The sequence below is a fragment of the Pantoea sp. BS_8 genome (assembly GCF_041954965.1).
Classification (GTDB): Bacteria; Pseudomonadota; Gammaproteobacteria; order Enterobacterales; family Enterobacteriaceae; genus Pantoea; species Pantoea stewartii.
In genome coordinates this window covers 1-14,628 of sequence record NZ_JAVAXU010000017.1, presented here as the reverse complement: position 1 = coordinate 14,628, position 14,628 = coordinate 1, and the positions used below count along the sequence as shown (strand labels likewise).

Annotated in this window: 16 protein-coding genes and 1 tRNA gene; 15 read left to right on the top strand and 2 right to left on the bottom strand. The window is 54.8% G+C overall.

Annotated elements, in window-relative coordinates:
• Window positions 1-361 precede the first annotated feature (361 nt).
• Window positions 362-436, bottom strand: a tRNA-OTHER gene (locus RAC65_RS20980).
• A 52-nt stretch (window positions 437-488) separates the two neighbouring features.
• Here RAC65_RS20980 and RAC65_RS20975 point away from each other — a divergent pair.
• From RAC65_RS20975 to RAC65_RS20910, 14 genes are all read left to right on the top strand, one after another.
• Window positions 489-1,403 (top strand): ParA family protein, encoded by a 915-nt coding sequence (locus RAC65_RS20975; protein WP_205952514.1) that lies wholly within the window; start codon window positions 489-491, stop codon window positions 1,401-1,403.
• Window positions 1,396-2,760 (top strand): SPI-7-type island replicative DNA helicase, encoded by a 1,365-nt coding sequence (dnaB-PI, locus tag RAC65_RS20970; RefSeq protein WP_375097225.1) that lies wholly within the window; start codon window positions 1,396-1,398, stop codon window positions 2,758-2,760. Before RAC65_RS20975 ends, dnaB-PI begins: the two co-directional genes overlap by 8 nt.
• Window positions 2,757-4,469 (top strand): ParB family protein, encoded by a 1,713-nt coding sequence (locus RAC65_RS20965; protein ID WP_375097224.1) that lies wholly within the window; start codon window positions 2,757-2,759, stop codon window positions 4,467-4,469. Before dnaB-PI ends, RAC65_RS20965 begins: the two co-directional genes overlap by 4 nt.
• Complete coding sequence (locus RAC65_RS20960) at window positions 4,462-4,719, top strand: TraR/DksA C4-type zinc finger protein (RefSeq protein WP_375097223.1); 258 nt, start codon at window positions 4,462-4,464, stop codon at window positions 4,717-4,719. The genes RAC65_RS20965 and RAC65_RS20960 overlap by 8 nt, the downstream gene beginning before the upstream one ends.
• On the top strand, window positions 4,709-5,452 hold the full coding sequence (locus RAC65_RS20955; RefSeq protein ID WP_375097222.1) for a DUF2786 domain-containing protein: 744 nt from the start codon (window positions 4,709-4,711) through the stop codon (window positions 5,450-5,452). Before RAC65_RS20960 ends, RAC65_RS20955 begins: the two co-directional genes overlap by 11 nt.
• Before the next feature lie 84 nt (window positions 5,453-5,536).
• A complete protein-coding gene (locus tag RAC65_RS20950; RefSeq protein WP_375097221.1) occupies window positions 5,537-6,133 on the top strand; it encodes a DUF2857 domain-containing protein in 597 nt (198 codons plus the stop codon).
• Window positions 6,133-6,363 (top strand): hypothetical protein, encoded by a 231-nt coding sequence (locus RAC65_RS20945; protein WP_375097220.1) that lies wholly within the window; start codon window positions 6,133-6,135, stop codon window positions 6,361-6,363. The genes RAC65_RS20950 and RAC65_RS20945 overlap by 1 nt, the downstream gene beginning before the upstream one ends.
• A gap of 78 nt (window positions 6,364-6,441) precedes the next feature.
• Window positions 6,442-7,695: an STY4528 family pathogenicity island replication protein gene (locus tag RAC65_RS20940; RefSeq protein WP_375097219.1), complete on the top strand. Its 1,254-nt coding sequence runs from the start codon at window positions 6,442-6,444 to the stop codon at window positions 7,693-7,695.
• A 252-nt stretch (window positions 7,696-7,947) separates the two neighbouring features.
• A complete protein-coding gene (locus tag RAC65_RS20935; protein ID WP_375097218.1) occupies window positions 7,948-8,670 on the top strand; it encodes a PFL_4669 family integrating conjugative element protein in 723 nt (240 codons plus the stop codon).
• Between the two features lie 12 nt (window positions 8,671-8,682).
• Window positions 8,683-10,701 (top strand): DNA topoisomerase III, encoded by a 2,019-nt coding sequence (locus RAC65_RS20930; RefSeq protein ID WP_375097217.1) that lies wholly within the window; start codon window positions 8,683-8,685, stop codon window positions 10,699-10,701.
• Window positions 10,702-11,332: 631 nt separating this feature from the next.
• Window positions 11,333-11,842 carry an STY4534 family ICE replication protein gene (locus tag RAC65_RS20925; protein WP_375097216.1) on the top strand — a complete coding sequence of 170 codons (510 nt, stop codon included), beginning with the start codon at window positions 11,333-11,335 and terminating at the stop codon, window positions 11,840-11,842.
• A 75-nt stretch (window positions 11,843-11,917) separates the two neighbouring features.
• The gene (locus RAC65_RS20920; RefSeq protein WP_205951659.1) at window positions 11,918-12,472 is read left to right on the top strand and encodes a single-stranded DNA-binding protein; all 555 of its coding nucleotides are present in this window, start codon (window positions 11,918-11,920) and stop codon (window positions 12,470-12,472) included.
• Window positions 12,473-12,562: 90 nt separating this feature from the next.
• Window positions 12,563-12,805 carry a DUF4160 domain-containing protein gene (locus RAC65_RS20915; RefSeq protein ID WP_205951035.1) on the top strand — a complete coding sequence of 81 codons (243 nt, stop codon included), beginning with the start codon at window positions 12,563-12,565 and terminating at the stop codon, window positions 12,803-12,805.
• Entirely contained in the window at window positions 12,789-13,037 is a 249-nt protein-coding gene (locus tag RAC65_RS20910) for a DUF2442 domain-containing protein (RefSeq protein WP_042678053.1), read from the top strand. The genes RAC65_RS20915 and RAC65_RS20910 overlap by 17 nt, the downstream gene beginning before the upstream one ends.
• Window positions 13,038-13,128: 91 nt before the next feature.
• Here RAC65_RS20910 and RAC65_RS20905 read toward each other — a convergent pair whose 3' ends face one another.
• Window positions 13,129-13,464 carry an FxLYD domain-containing protein gene (locus tag RAC65_RS20905; RefSeq protein WP_375097215.1) on the bottom strand — a complete coding sequence of 112 codons (336 nt, stop codon included), beginning with the start codon at window positions 13,462-13,464 and terminating at the stop codon, window positions 13,129-13,131.
• Window positions 13,465-13,633: 169 nt separating this feature from the next.
• Between RAC65_RS20905 and RAC65_RS20900 the strand changes: the two genes are divergently transcribed.
• A partial coding sequence (locus RAC65_RS20900) for a PilL N-terminal domain-containing protein (RefSeq protein WP_375097214.1) occupies window positions 13,634-14,628 on the top strand: 995 nt, incomplete at its 3' end.

Here is a 14,628-nt window from a genome sequence, read left to right as displayed (position 1 = left end):
TTTACGCAATTCGAATGGGGCAGCAGGCCGTAGCAGTAAACTGGATGTCAGTCCTTGCGTCTGGCAGGCGTCAGCGACGTGATCCCGTTAAGCTGATGATAACAGGCTTCCGGTAAAAAGAGGTCTTTCTGCTCTGCTACCGGACTGCATACTTTTCGGCGAAGCGCATGACATAGGGAAGATCGAGGTGCTATCACCGCTCAGTCAGCCTTTTTATGGGCAGATGCCGTAACAGGCTGGCAAACGACATACGCCTTGTCCCTCGCCACGAAGAGGCTGTTTTGCACGTTTAGCCGTCCCGATAACTACAGCCTTGCCCCCAAACGCAAAAACCCCCGCCGAAGCGAGGGTTTCAAATTTGTGGTGCCCGAACCCGGAATCGAACCAGGGACACGGGGATTTTCAATCCCCGTGTTGTAATGTTAAATTTCGCGGCCATATGTTATCTATATGTTAAATCGAACCTGTTTCACAACAGGTAAGATTATATGCATTCAAAATCAATAAGTTGCGCAAACCCTTCTAGGGTTAAAGTTATTCCTGTCGTCTCGACAAAGGGCGGTGAAGGTAAATCCACCCAAACTGCTAATCTTGGTGGATTTTTGGCTGATGCCGGTCTTAAGGTTCTCATCATTGATGGCGATCACGCCCAGCCAACGGCCAGCAGTATATTTCCCCTGACTTATGAAGCCCCCTGCGGATTGTATGAACTGCTAATGCAGAATGCAGACCTGTCAGTGGCTGATAACATAATCTCCCGTACCTCCATCGATAACCTTCATCTCATTGCATCGAACGATCCCCGTAATCTTCTCCCGACCCACATGCTTAATGTGCCAGATGGCCGTGTACGTCTGCGCAATGCGCTCTCAGCTCCTTTGTTTAAAAGCTATGACGTGATTCTGATTGATTCTCAGGGAGCTAAATCAGTGATGCTGGAGCTGATTATACTGGCTTCGACGGGCGAAATGATCGGCATGGTCAAGCCAGTTCTGCCGGATGTAAGGGAGTTTTTACGCGGCACGGTCGCGCTGATGGAGGACCTGCGTTCCTACTCCGCATTCGGGATCAGACTGCCGACTGTGCGCATGCTTGTTAATTGCATGAAATATACCAGTCTTGCAAAAACAACCTTTGAGCAGGCCGAAGCCATCATCAACAGCAGAGAGTACAGCGCTCATGCCGATGAAATAGCCATATCTATGCTGCAGACGCGCATTTACGATCTCACCGTCTATGAGCAAGGCCATGCCAGCGGACTCCCTGTTCACCGTCTTGAGAGCAAAACGTCCCGCGTCAGCGATTCAGCATTTGATTCTATGCACAAGCTTGCGAGCGAACTGTTTCCCGAGTTTAAAGAGCGCTTTGACGCCTTTGCTGTCAGCGGAGAGTGTCATGTCTGATAACCGCAGAAATATACCGGGCCTCTTTGCACTGGACGCGGAACAGAGCGTCATTGGCGGCCTGATGCTGGACAATGACTGCTGGGATGAGGTTGTGATGCGTGTTGGGCCTGATGATTTCTACCATAAGGCTCACAGGGAAATATTCAATGCTATGTCGCATCTTGTGGCGGCAGGCAGGCCGATTGACTTGCTGACGCTGACCGAGAGCATCGAAAGCCGGGGCAAGGACTCGCTTCAGCAATTGGGCGGCTTTGCTTACCTGGCTGAGCTTGCCAAAAATACCCCGAGCGTGGCCAACATCGCACACTACTGCGACATTGTGGCCCGGTACAGTCGCGGGCGCCAGCTGGCAGCTATCGGTAGTGAGATACATGCGTCAGCCTCCGCACCGGGCGCTGACATCCCCGCCGCGATGGAAATGGCCGAGCGGAAAATCACGCAGCTGGCAGAGCGGGCCGAACCGCAGCAGGGCGTGACCATCATAGACGGACTGGAAAAACTGGCGGCTGAGCTTGAACGACGCTGCCAGACTCCTGACGGCATCACCGGCACGCCGACGGGTTTCGACGAGCTGGACGCTTTCACAAGCGGTCTTCAGCCTGGTGACCTTGTTCTTGTAGCCGCACGCCCCTCCATGGGAAAGACTGCGTTCCTTATTAATATCATCATGAATTCGATGATGAAAAATACTGAATCCAACGGCCAGTTTTACAGCCTGGAGCAGCCTAAAGAGCAAATTCTGATGCGCATGGTCTCGTCGCTTGGCAATGTTGACCTGACCCGTATGAAAAGCGGAATGATGGACGAAGAGGACTGGGCCCGCGTATCGAATGTCTTTAAATTACTCTCAGAAGATATTAAAGAGCGTCTGCTCATTGATGACACCAGTGATCTGACGCCGTCCATGCTTCGCGTTCGTGCGCGACGTAATGCCCGCCGCTACGGTAAACCTGACATCATTGGCCTCGACTACCTTCAGCTCATGCGCTGTCCGGACCAAGAAAATCGTACCCAGGAAATTGCCGAGATATCACGCTCCCTCAAAGCGCTGGCGAAAGAGATGGCCTGCCCGGTGGTAGCACTTTCCCAGTTGAACCGTGCACTGGAAAGCCGGGCCGATAAGAGGCCTAACAATGGCGACCTGCGTGATTCGGGTGCTCTTGAGCAGGATGCTGATGTCATTATCTTTGTTTACCGTGACGAAGTTTACAACGCAAATTCACCGGACAAAGGACTGGTAGAGCTCATCATCGGCAAGCAGCGTCAGGGGCCTACGGGCACCCTGCGTTTACGCTTTGAGGGCAGATACACCCGCTTTGAAAATCTCCAGGTTGAAGCCAGGAGGTCTGTATGAGTAACGTGCGCAACCTGAACCTGGGCACTGCGATGCTACAGCGGGGTAAATCGCCTGTACAGCAGAGTGAAAATGCAGCCTCGCCTCACGTACCGATCAGCGAAATGGCCATGGTGCTGACACTTGATCAGCTCAGGCCTAATCCAGACAACCCCCGAAATGCAAAAAATCCTCGTTACGAGGATATAAAGGCTTCGATACGCGCGCGTGGTCTGGACTCTGTACCTAAAGTCACATTAGATCCGGACGGTGATGGAGTCTATATATTCAGCGATGGGGGGAATACCCGCTATCAAATACTGTGTGAACTCTGGCAAGAGACGGGGGATGATCGCTTTTATCGTGTTCACACCATCTTTAAACCCTGGCCGGGTCGGCTTAAATGCCTGGTAGGTCATCTTGCTGAGAATGAGGTCAGGGGTGACCTTACATACATAGATAAAGCCTTAGGCGTACATAAAGCGCGGGTTATATACGAGGAACAGCTTTCACGTAGCGTAACATTACGTGAGCTTTCAGATATTCTGGGGAGAGAGGGATATCCAATCGACAGTTCAAGCATTAGTCGAATGGAAGACACGCTTGATTATCTCTACCCCTACATGCCACGAATGCTTGAAAGCGGTATGAGTCGGGGGCAGGTTATGCCTCTGCTCAGCCTGCGTTCATCCGCTTTTAAAGTCTGGAAATCTTTCTGCGGCGACGTCAACCCCAGAGTTACTCTCGATGAAGTTTTTGGAGAAACCTGCCGCGTATTTGATGAGCCGGACAGTTATTCCCTCGAAGTTTTCAGGGATGAGTTTATCGGGCAACTGATGAAGGCTCTGCCACACCCCAGTCTCAACTATGACCGCTGGCTGATTGAGCTCGATCCTAAAGAACAGAAACGCCGTGAGCAGTTTGGGGAGCCGCCGACCATGCCGCCGCTGACGCTCACTCGCCTGTCAGAAGGCTCCGGCGGGAAGGCTCCCCCTGTCACCGTTCTGCCGGATGACCCGACCGCCGTCACGCCCGTCACCGGCCTGCGCTCAGGCACCCTCACGGGTTCAACCCGCCCCGAACCGGCTCCTGAGCCAGTTGGCCTTACAGTGCTTCCTGACAGCACTGGCATCAGCGACGGCAGCCTGCCCAGAAGTGAAATCCAGAATGATCTGTTTGGTGGCCGTCCTGTTATTACCGGTGATGCCGTTAGCACAAACAGTGAGCACGGCGCCGATCTGGTTTCTTCAGGCAGCCATTCTCTTGTTTCTGCGTTCAGCGAGCATGACGACACGGCACCGGTATCCACCGGGTCAGTGAGCTTTGCCGAAACCGGCCTTGAACCCGTCAGCGACATCTGGCTAATCCCGGCTATGCAGGATGATGTTGAGCATCTTCAGGATATGGCCTACCGGCTGGCCTACGAAATTGCCGAGGGGATGGGCTGTGTAAGCGACATCAGTGAGGACAAAAGCCCTGAGTCTGCGGGTTTTTCCGTATCCGGCGGCAGTCGCGAGTTCAGCCTGTTCCTTGCGGGCCTATCCGGCCGTCTGCCCAATCATCAGTGCAACATGTTCATGTTCTGTCTGAATTTTTTTGGTTCACAGGAACCGGCTGATACGCCGGTATTTGACGACGTCATGGTGGTCAAAATGATGCGCCTTATCCGCATCATTCGCCGCCTGCGAGAGCTGCAGCGCCTTGCCGCAAAAGGGGGAGAAAATGTCTGATGATTTGAACGACGAAATGGCACAGGCCTGCACGGCCTTATTCATTCAGCGCGGCATTGATGCCGCCCGCTCGCAGTTGCGTTCTGATGAGCCGTCAAATGATTTCTGTGAGTGCTGCGGTGCAGACATTCCCACAGGCCGTCAGCGTGCGATGCCGGGCGCGAAACTTTGCGCAGGCTGTCAGGACTTTAAGGAGAAAAAGAGCCGCCACATGGCGGGCGGTAACATGAGGGCTCATCATGGCAGATAAGTCAAAACTCACCCGGCGCATTCGTCGCCTGATGGCGCTGGGGACGCAGAACAGCAACGACCATGAAGCCGCCCGTGCGGTTGCGCTGGCCCAGCGGCTTATGCGCCGTCACGGCCTGAATGACGAAGAGATCACGCTGAATGAGATAGGTGAATCGGTCTGCGAACAACTGACCAGCAACGCCGAGAAAGTGCCCGCCTGGATGCACTCGCTGGCCACGGTGGTGTGCATGGCCACGGGCTGCCGGAGCTGGTTTGGCTGGTACGGCTATGTGAATCCGGGCGGATTGCGCATGATACGCCGGTCACTTCATTTTTACGGCTTCGGCGAGCGGCCCGAGCTGGCCCTCTACATCTATACCGTCCTGCAGCGCAAGCTGCGGGCAGCAACCGACAGCCATATGTCTACTTACCGCAGGCAGCGTATTAAGAAGAGTACGCTGCGCGGCCGTGCCGATCAGTTCCGTGAAGGCTGGGTCTCCGGCGTCTGGCAGGTTCTGCAGTCTTTCAGTACGCCTGACGGTGAGAATCAGGTGCTGCAGCGCTGGCTGGCGCAGCGGCATTCGGGACAGGCTTTCTCCACGCTTGTCACGCGCGAGGCGAAAAGTTGTCGCGGCGACATGTCGGCACGCACGGCGGGATGGTTTGCGGGCCGTCAGGCCGAACTCAGTCACGGCCTGGCAGGGGCGCAGGCTAATAAGCAGCTTACGGCAGGAGACACGCGCAATGATTAACACACTCTTATTGGGGGCCTGCCTGTCGGGCTGGCTCTTTGATGCAATCCAGCTGACCAGCCAGGTCAGTACGGGAGGTGGTCTGTGAACCAGCAAAACCTTCCCGGCGCGACAGCCAGCATTCTTAGCTCGCTGCTGATGGACCTCAAGAGCGGCAATATACGCCGCTGCGAATCGCTGGGCCTGTCGGTTGAGGAAATCCGGGCGCTCAGTGGCCTAAGCCTTGACGAGCTGCACTATATCGGTCAGTCGAAGGTATCCGTCCTGGACGTCAAATTCAACCACGAGAACTTCTGGCTGATACTCAACCAGGCCCGCAACGAGCAGGCCCGTATGCTGATGATCGACCGCGCCCTTGAGCTCGGCGGCTCTATGGAGCTGATGGACAAATACTTTGGCATGTCACCCTCCGACGTGAGCAGCCGTCGCCGGCTGATGGGTATCGAGAGCCGTCAGGGCCGGACGCAGTCTCTGACCGAGGAGCAGGATGCGCTCCTGTGGGACGAGTGGAAAAACGCCGGTCTTGAGTCGCCGGACTCGCACAAGGCGCTGGAGGCGATGATGCTGGCCGCAGAGCTTCACGGCCTGTCGCTGACCGCCGTGTGGACGAAGGTCTGCCAGTGGTGCCGGGAGGCATCACAGCGGATTGCCTCTTTACCTTTGCTGCGTAAGGAGACCTGATGAGATTAAGCGACTTTACTCGGCGTCAGCAGGTCTCCCCGTCTGTGCGCCGCCGGGCTCAGCAGTTGTTCCTGGCGGTCAGCAGCGGTAAAAAAGTGTTCCGGCGGCTTGCCCTCAACGGCTACCTCAAAATTGACGTCGGCCCCAACTGGCGGATGCTCAGCAAGGACGGAGGCCGTCAGTGGTGGCTAATGGATCATGAGACGTATAACCGTGAAATACGCCGGTAACGGACGACCAGCGAAGACCACACAGTGCCGGGTTTATCCCGGCACTGTGCTGTCTCAGGCTAAAAAGGGGAACAAAAAATGAACATACCCGCCGACAGTATAGTGGCGCACACGCTGTCCCGCATGGAAAAAAGTCTTGGGCGCAGGGCGGTGAGCGGCGATGCCGGTCAGGAACGGAGCGGCCTGCTGTTTATGGGCAACGTCCACGACGCATTTCCCCGCCGTTTATTTCTCGACACGCGCCTGTCGCCGCTCGATAAAACCGCCTGGGTGATGATACGCCTCTATGCCCAGCAGAATGAGGGAGCGGTGTTTCCGACCTATGACGAGCTGCAGGCGCAGCTGGCCTCGGCGCATTCCGACAGGGCCTCGCGGGAAACCGTGAGCCGCACGCTGCTGATGCTGCGGCTCACGGGCTGGATAAGCCTGTGCAAAAAGGTGCGCGACGAGGGCGGCCGGGTTCGCGGCAACATCTATGCCCAGCATGATGAGCCGCTGGGCTACCGTGATGCGGAGACCTTCGACCCGGGCTGGCTCACGCTGGTTGAGCAGAGCTGCCAGAGTAAGAACAAGTCCGTGCGCATGACGGCGCTGGCCATCGTCAACGACATTCTGCAGGACAGCGGCATGCGCCACCGCCACAGCCGCCTGGCGCTGATTGAAAGTCGCCTGAATGCTCCGTCAACGCCGCTGGCCATGATGCGTAAAAACGGCGCGGAACAACCGGGTTCGAAAAACGAACTCAGTCAGAAAACTGCTGAAAAATCGCCTGAAACACTGAGTTCGGAATCCGAACTCAGTCATGCGCCGGGTCGAAAATCACTGAGTACGGAATCAGAACTAAGTAATAAATCAGTGACTTACAACAGAGTTCGAAATTCGAACCGTAACGTACGTTCTTTCACACAGAGTGTGATTAAAGAAACGTACGTTGCTGACCGGCCAGTTCTGCCAGAGAGCTTTCTGGCCAGCCTGAACGGTGAAGACCGTCAGATGGTCAGCGAGCAGTTTTGTGCGCTGCCGGTCTCGGTAGCAACCGGGCTGAGCGGCCTGCTGCAGGCGCAGCTGCGCAAAGGCCGCCTGGCGAATCCTGCCGGCTGGATGTTTGCCATGATGAAACGCGCCAGAAAGGGCGAATTCCGGCAGTCTGATGTCCCGGGCACACACGCATTCCAAGGAGGATCGGGGCCTGTCAGCGATGCTGCAGACAGGCCTGCACAGTATTCCGCCTCGTCCATCGCTGCAGCGGTGCTGCCTGAGAACCGGGCATCGGCTGAACAGGTTGTCGCTGCCATTGCCGCTATCAGGCAGCAGTTTACCAAAGCACCATAATAACATTGTATGAAAAACAACCTTGTTGCGGGGCGCAACAAGATTAAAAAACAACCAGCAAGGTAATGCTAATAGCGGGCCAAGCCTGACCAACCTGTAACTGGTTAAAAAACAGCCTTGTTGCGGGGCGCAACAAGGTCAAAAATTAAACAGACTGTAATTAGGCGAACGGGATTATGAGTTTCAGGCTGTTGTTAAAACTGCGCTTTCAGGATGATGCCGATTCATCTTAACTGAATGCAGGTATTTACGATGGCAGAGAAGAAAAACAGGGCCGGTGCGCTTCAGTCTGAACTACGAATTGAACTGCACACTAATTATGCGATTGGTTTATGGGAAGGCCGCAAAGCGGAGAAGCGTGAAGACGGTAAAAAGGGAAAGCAGCCGATTATGGGGATGCCGCAGTTCCTTCATCGTGCCACACAGATCAATCGCGATTCTCAGCAAAACGAACCATGGGCTGATATGGCCATGCTGAGCCTTGAAGAAAAGATTGAGCATGCCAGTCAGCAGATGAATGAACTTATCGCCTCCCTGGATAAGCAGATGAGTTTCGTGCCTGCGGGTGTCAGTATTACGGATGCACACGCAGCTGAAACGCTGGATCTGACGGTATTCAGTGGCACCCCCCTCGGTTACCGGTGCGTATTTTTACTGATGGGTTTTGATCAGTATGCAAAAAGGGTTTTGCAGGCCGCCCATTATGGTGTCATCTCCCGCAGTCAACGTTATGACATGCTGGGCAGCGGAAGCCGTCTGCTTAGAGAAATTTATGGCTCTGTTTTACGCTATCGCAAAGTAGGCGCAACCCGTCTTGACGCAGCTGAAGATAATGAGAGATGGCGCTTTGCGTGCGAGGCGGCCGGTGAACCTGATCGCGCTGTTCTGCTCGGTGACAAACGCTCGGCATTTTCTCCGCCAATTAACGAGGCCAGCGTGAATCTTCTGCGCCTGCGTTATAAAGCCGGTCAATAGCGGGGGCCGGTGATGCGGTTATTCTTGTGCGAAAAGCCTTCTCAGGGGCGTGACCTCGCCGCCGTACTAGGCGCGACCCGACGCGGTGACGGTTTTATAACGGGAAACGGCGTGACGGTAACCTGGGCGGTAGGCCATCTGCTGGAGACCGCGCCCCCAGAGGTCTATGGCCAGCAGTACGGCAAGCCCTGGTCGCTGTCTGCGCTGCCAATCCTCCCTTCAGCGTGGCAGGTTGTCGTTAAAAAGGACACGCAGGATCAGTTCAAAGTCATTGAGAAACTGCTCAGGTTGGCAGATGAAGTGGTGATTGCCACCGACGCCGATCGCGAAGGTGAAGTCATCGCCCGCGAACTGCTGGACTACTGCGGCTGGGAGGGGAAAATTCTGCGCCTGTGGTTCTCGGCCCTGGACGAGCTCAGCGTCCGGGCTGCTCTGAGCGACCTGCGTCCGGGACAGGCTTCGGTCGGGATGTACCATGCCGGGCTGGGTCGTTCACGCGCGGACTGGCTGGTCGGCATGAACCTGTCCCGGCTGTATACCCTCCGGGCGGCCGAAGCAGGTTTTGAGGGCGTGGTCTCAGTCGGTCGGGTACAGACGCCCACGCTGGCACTGGTTGTTCGTCGGGACCGTGAGATAGTCGATTTCGTGCCGAAGCCCTACTGGCAGGTTAAGGCAACGCTCAGCGCCTCAGGTGTCAGTTTTCAGGCATCATGGGTGCCTGCCGCCGTCTATGCGGATGAGGAAAAGCGCTGTATTCACCAGAATATTGCTCAGCAGGTGGCGCAGCTCTGCCGTCAGGCGGGTGTCGCTACGGTGACGGAGTACGAAACGAAACGCGAGAAAGAGGCCGCCCCGCTGGCTTTTTCACTGGGAACGCTGCAGCGGGCCTGCGGCAAGATGTGGAATATGTCGCCACAGCAGGTGCTGGACACTGCTCAGAGCCTGTATGAAAAGCACAAGGCCACGACCTATCCCCGCACAGACTGCGGCTGGCTGCCGGAATCAATGCGGGAAGAAATCCCGGACGTGTTTGATGCCATGGCGCGGACTGACCCCTCACCTGAGTTCGCATCCCTGCTTTCACAGCTGGACAGAGGGTTTGTTTCCCGCATCTGGAACGATAAAAAAATCACGGCGCACCACGGCATTATCCCCACACGCAATGCCGTTCAGCTGTCCACCCTGACTGAGACAGAGCGCCAGGTCTACCTGCTTATCCGCCGAAACTACCTGGCCCAGTTCCTGCCGCTCTGCGAGTCGGATGCGACGCGTATTTCCTTTGATATCGGTGGCCAGCTGTTCCGCACAACTGGCCGCACTGAAGTCTTAAAGGGCTGGAAAGTGCTGTTTACTAAGGACGAAGAAGATAAGAACGCTGCTGAGGACGAAAACGCAGGTGCGCTGCCACCGCTCAGCAAAGGGGCACAGTGCGGCGTTACCGGCGAAGAGGTTAAGCAACTGATGACCCAGCCGCCTGCGCATTACAGCTTTGACACGCTGATTGGTGCCATGATGAACGCCGCTGCGTATGTCGCGGACATTCAGCTGCGTAAAATCCTCAAAGAAAACGCCGGGCTCGGCACTGAAGCAACGCGTGCCGGCATCATCGAGCAGCTACTCAGCCGCCGTTTCATCACACTCAAAGGCAGCAAACTGCTGGCAACAGACCTGGGGGCGGACGTCATCGATGCCCTGCCACCGCAGCTGACCGACCCGGGTATGACTGCGCTCTGGGAGCAGGCCCTTGATGAAGTGGCTGCAGGCCGTATGAACCTGAACGACTTTCTGCAGCGTCAGACCGCCTGGACCTCGACGCTGGTCAGCCAGGGGATGCAGCAGCGCATCAGCATCCGGGTGCCGCCTTCGCCTCCGTGCCCGCTCTGCGGCAGCAAAACCGTCCTGCGCAGGAGTCCTAAAGGTGAATTTCGCAGCTGCACGCGCTATCCGGAGTGTAAAGGCATCATCAGTCTGGATTCAGGCAGGCGTAAAAGCCCGGCCCGCGCTAAGTCGTCAAAAACAAAAAAGAATTAACCCGTCTTATCCGATTGCGGGCAGGTAGCGCCTTTGTTATTGTGACGCCGGCTCTGAAGCCGCACCCCGTGACTGCGGGCTCCGTCAGCATCTAATGCATGTGTTGCCGGAGTACAGTCTGGTCGCCCCCTACTACCTGTGCGGGAGGTGTCAAGGCACGAAAACTCCGTGAAACCCGTGCCGGGAGCTGAACACGCCAGCGGAGCAACTGCCTCAGGCAGGTTAACAAAAGGTCGATGGTGCAGACCCCAATGGCGGTGCCGTGAGGTGCCGCTTTTTATTATCTGCGCACTGATGAATTTTTATACGTGGCCAGATTGACAAGCGCCGCGTGTACGTGAAAGATAAAGAGGCTAAACGTTGTCCTTCCGACAACTGCCAATGTTCCGGTGATTTGAGAGGGACGCCTTCGGGTAATCACATGCCAATGCCATCATAACCTGAGAGATGGCGCTTTCGGGCGGTTCAAACCTGTTAACCTTTGCAAACAGGGACCTGTATACCAGGTTAAGGTCCTCTTCACCAATACAGCCTGTCGGCAGTTATCTGCTGACCCCCTGCGGGAAACACTCTCCCGCACGGGACTGATGTTTCTCCGCGCCCTGTTTCGTTTTACTCCGGAGATAACATCATGACTGCAACTGCTAATACCCCAGCTTCAAACAACACTGCTTCTGCTGGCTCTGCCACTACCGGCAACAACCAGAAAGAGTACTTTAACCTCAACGTCAGTGGTATCGGCTACCTCAGTTCGATTCGTCGTCTTGAGGGGCAAAAAGGTGAATTTACCTGCGCCGTTATCAATGCCCTGACCGGACCAACTGACAGTGCATCCTATACCCGCTTCGACATTACTGTATCGGGTAAAGAAGCGACCTCCCTCATCAACCGCTGCCAGAAAGCCGTTGATGAAGAGGAAAAAGTCCTAATTGGATTTGTACTCAGTGGCCTGAAAGCCGACGTGTTTACCCTGCAAAGCGGTGATCATGCCGGTGAATCCCGCCCCTCACTGAAGGCCCGCCTGATAAAGGTTGAGTTCATCAAAAAGGGGCAGGACGTTGTTTACAAGGCTCCTAACGCTTCCCAGACGCCAGAAACCGGTCCGGCCACTCAAAAGGCTTACGATCCGGAATCTTTCTAAGCGTCACGGACACACCGCCGGAACACATCCCGGCGGGTGTGTTCCTCTCAACCCCATTTTTAAGAGGAATTCATTATGTCCGCACGCGGCGTCAACAAAGTTATCCTGGTCGGCAACCTCGGTCAGGACCCCGAAGTTCGTTACATGCCAAACAGTACTGCAGTGACAAGCCTTTCGGTTGCCACTTCAGAAACCTGGCGTGACAAACAGACCGGTGAAAACCGGGAAAAAACCGAATGGCATCGCGTCGTTCTGTTTGGAAAGCTGGCTGAAATTGCCGGTGAATACCTGCGTAAGGGTTCACAGGTCTATATCGAAGGCAAACTCAGAACACGGGAATGGCAGGATAGCGAAGGTACTAAACGCTATACGACCGAAATCGTGGTTGATGTAAACGGAACGATGCAGATGCTGGGCGGGGCTAAAAGCAGCACCAACACCAGTGGAAACAATAGGCCGTCAGGCCAGCAGAACGCATGGGGTCAGCCACAACAGCCTCAGCCTTCTCAGGCACAACAGACGGCTCCGAGTAATCCGGCGAACGAGCCGCCAATGGACTTTGACGATGACATACCGTTCCTCGGACACGGTTACGGCGTCTGTCGTAAGGCCATTTACGCAATTTCGTAAAGGATTCATTAAGTTATACCCTCAGGAGCGCCAGTTTGACTGGCGCTTTTTTATTCACCATAATCGAGCCATGCACAGGGTAAAACGTTTATGCCCGTTATACTCAGAGTACGCGGATTCAAATTTTTCTTTTATTCAAACGAAGGTAACCCCCTCGAACCTGCTCATATTCATGTTCGCAGTGCAGAGGGTGAAGCTAAATTCTGGACGCAGGGTGAAGTCCGGCTGAGCATTAATGATGGATTTGATTCCAGAACGCTCAGAGAGTTAACAAAGCTGGTTAAAGATAACCAGACGCTTTTTGTGGAGGCCTGGAATGACTATTTCAGCTAAAACGGTAAAGTTCGACGAAAGCACCATGTGGGTTGAGCTGAGCGATGGCAGAACGATGGGAGTGCCACTTGTGTGGTTTCCAAAACTTCTCAACGCATCAGAACATGACAGAAACGACTTTGAGCTGAGTAAGCGAGGCATACACTGGGATACACTGGATGAAGATATTTCAGTGGATGGCCTGCTGGCTGGTCGGGGAGACGTTACGCACAGTCCTCACCATGTTGCATGATGATATAACAACTTAAACGCCAGCTATTAGCTGGCGTTTTTATAACTAACAGAAACGGCATTTAGTTTGTCAGATGAGAACTTAAAATTTTTTAATGAGCGTCAATTTCCGTAACTTTAAAGTCATCAGGCTTGAATTTGGCACTGTAGAATGGAGCGCTGATAGTAAATTTTTGGCCAGGCTCAATGTTGTTTGCTCCACTGATAGCCTCACCGATTACTACACCGTCTTTTAGAAGATTAAAGCGCACAAAGATGTTTGCCAAATTCTTTCCGGAAACATTCTTTCCAATGCCATCAATCTCATAAACGCCTCCTGAAGTCTGACTAAGCTTTAGATCACTTACAGCCACTTTATTTCCTTCAGCAATGGCCTCACATGTAGCCATTGAAGCTAAGAGGAGTGCTGCAACCACTAGTTTCTTCATTTAAAGTCCCTCTCTCATTTGAGTTAGTAACCAGTTACCCATGTAGCTAATGGTTTATCGACCCTATTCATTTTTTTCTTTAACAGCCAGACAGAGTTTAGCATTGCCCGTAATTACACCACAGCCAGAATAGCAGTCCTGATTAAGACTATTCCTGGGGTGGAACCTGATGGCAGTACCTTCCGGACAGGCCGCTAAACGTGCCGGCATCATTGCCTGTACTGTGATGCTGGCAGGCTGTGTGAATGCAGCCGCGACAGACACCGCATCGGTGTATTCCCGCAGCCGCACACCGGCCCGGTTTGATGATATCTACCGCAACCGCTCGCCTGAGGTGGTGCGCTACGATCGCTATACCCTTGTCAGCACCCGCCCTGCCGATGCGCAACTGGACCCGCTGAATCAGGTTGTCGATATCACTATGCCGGCGCAGTTGATCAGCACGGTCGGCGAGGGATTCAGGTATCTGCTCCTGGAATCAGGTTATTCACTGTGTTCAGCAAAGAGCGCTGCGTTTTCCGAACTCCTGAGCCGCCCGCTGCCCGCCGTTCAGCGCACCATCGGCCCGCTGAAGCTCATCGAAGCGCTTCAGGTTGTCGCGGGTCCCGCCTGGCGTCTGAAAGTGGACGAAGTAAACCGTGAGGTCTGCTTCGAGCTCCGTGACCAGTACCGCAGTTTTTCAGCGCCCGCTGTCAGCCTTCCGGCCATTCGCCCTGCGGTCAGCACCCCGGTATCTAAGTCTTATACAGCCCCGGTTGAGCAGACTAAAGCCGTATCAGTTTCGACACCTGCATCCGGGCTTGCCAGAAACCCTTTCACCGGCGACGTGGTCACGCCCTCAGGGCTTGAACCTCAGAGCCTCAGCGTACCTTCGCCGGTACTGCAGCAGAGTCAGTCGTCAGTAACCTCAGGCAATTTACCGTCCTCTTCACAAAAGCCGGCCTCTTTAACTTCAGGGGGAACCGCAGCTGCTGCACACACAACGGCACAGCAGAATCACACCGTCATTACTCCTACAGCCGTCAAAACCAAAACTGCCCCCCTGACTACAGTGAATGCCGCACCAAAAGCCTCTGCCGTCGTGCATCAGCAGCCGTCCACGGCTGTCATACCGGCACCCGCTGCGGACAGCCGCATCGTACCCACTTATTCGACGGGCACGCC

Coding starts and splice junctions, on each gene's coding strand:
- RAC65_RS20915 (WP_205951035.1), top strand. CDS start 12,563: ATGCCCGTTATACTCAGAGTACGCGGATTCAAATTTTTCTTTTATTCA.
- RAC65_RS20955 (WP_375097222.1), top strand. CDS start 4,709: ATGGCAGATAAGTCAAAACTCACCCGGCGCATTCGTCGCCTGATGGCG.
- RAC65_RS20905 (WP_375097215.1), bottom strand. CDS start 13,464: ATGAAGAAACTAGTGGTTGCAGCACTCCTCTTAGCTTCAATGGCTACA.
- RAC65_RS20960 (WP_375097223.1), top strand. CDS start 4,462: ATGTCTGATGATTTGAACGACGAAATGGCACAGGCCTGCACGGCCTTA.
- RAC65_RS20945 (WP_375097220.1), top strand. CDS start 6,133: ATGAGATTAAGCGACTTTACTCGGCGTCAGCAGGTCTCCCCGTCTGTG.
- dnaB-PI (WP_375097225.1), top strand. CDS start 1,396: ATGTCTGATAACCGCAGAAATATACCGGGCCTCTTTGCACTGGACGCG.
- RAC65_RS20975 (WP_205952514.1), top strand. CDS start 489: ATGCATTCAAAATCAATAAGTTGCGCAAACCCTTCTAGGGTTAAAGTT.
- RAC65_RS20920 (WP_205951659.1), top strand. CDS start 11,918: ATGTCCGCACGCGGCGTCAACAAAGTTATCCTGGTCGGCAACCTCGGT.
- RAC65_RS20940 (WP_375097219.1), top strand. CDS start 6,442: ATGAACATACCCGCCGACAGTATAGTGGCGCACACGCTGTCCCGCATG.
- RAC65_RS20965 (WP_375097224.1), top strand. CDS start 2,757: ATGAGTAACGTGCGCAACCTGAACCTGGGCACTGCGATGCTACAGCGG.
- RAC65_RS20930 (WP_375097217.1), top strand. CDS start 8,683: ATGCGGTTATTCTTGTGCGAAAAGCCTTCTCAGGGGCGTGACCTCGCC.
- RAC65_RS20935 (WP_375097218.1), top strand. CDS start 7,948: ATGGCAGAGAAGAAAAACAGGGCCGGTGCGCTTCAGTCTGAACTACGA.
- RAC65_RS20910 (WP_042678053.1), top strand. CDS start 12,789: ATGACTATTTCAGCTAAAACGGTAAAGTTCGACGAAAGCACCATGTGG.
- RAC65_RS20925 (WP_375097216.1), top strand. CDS start 11,333: ATGACTGCAACTGCTAATACCCCAGCTTCAAACAACACTGCTTCTGCT.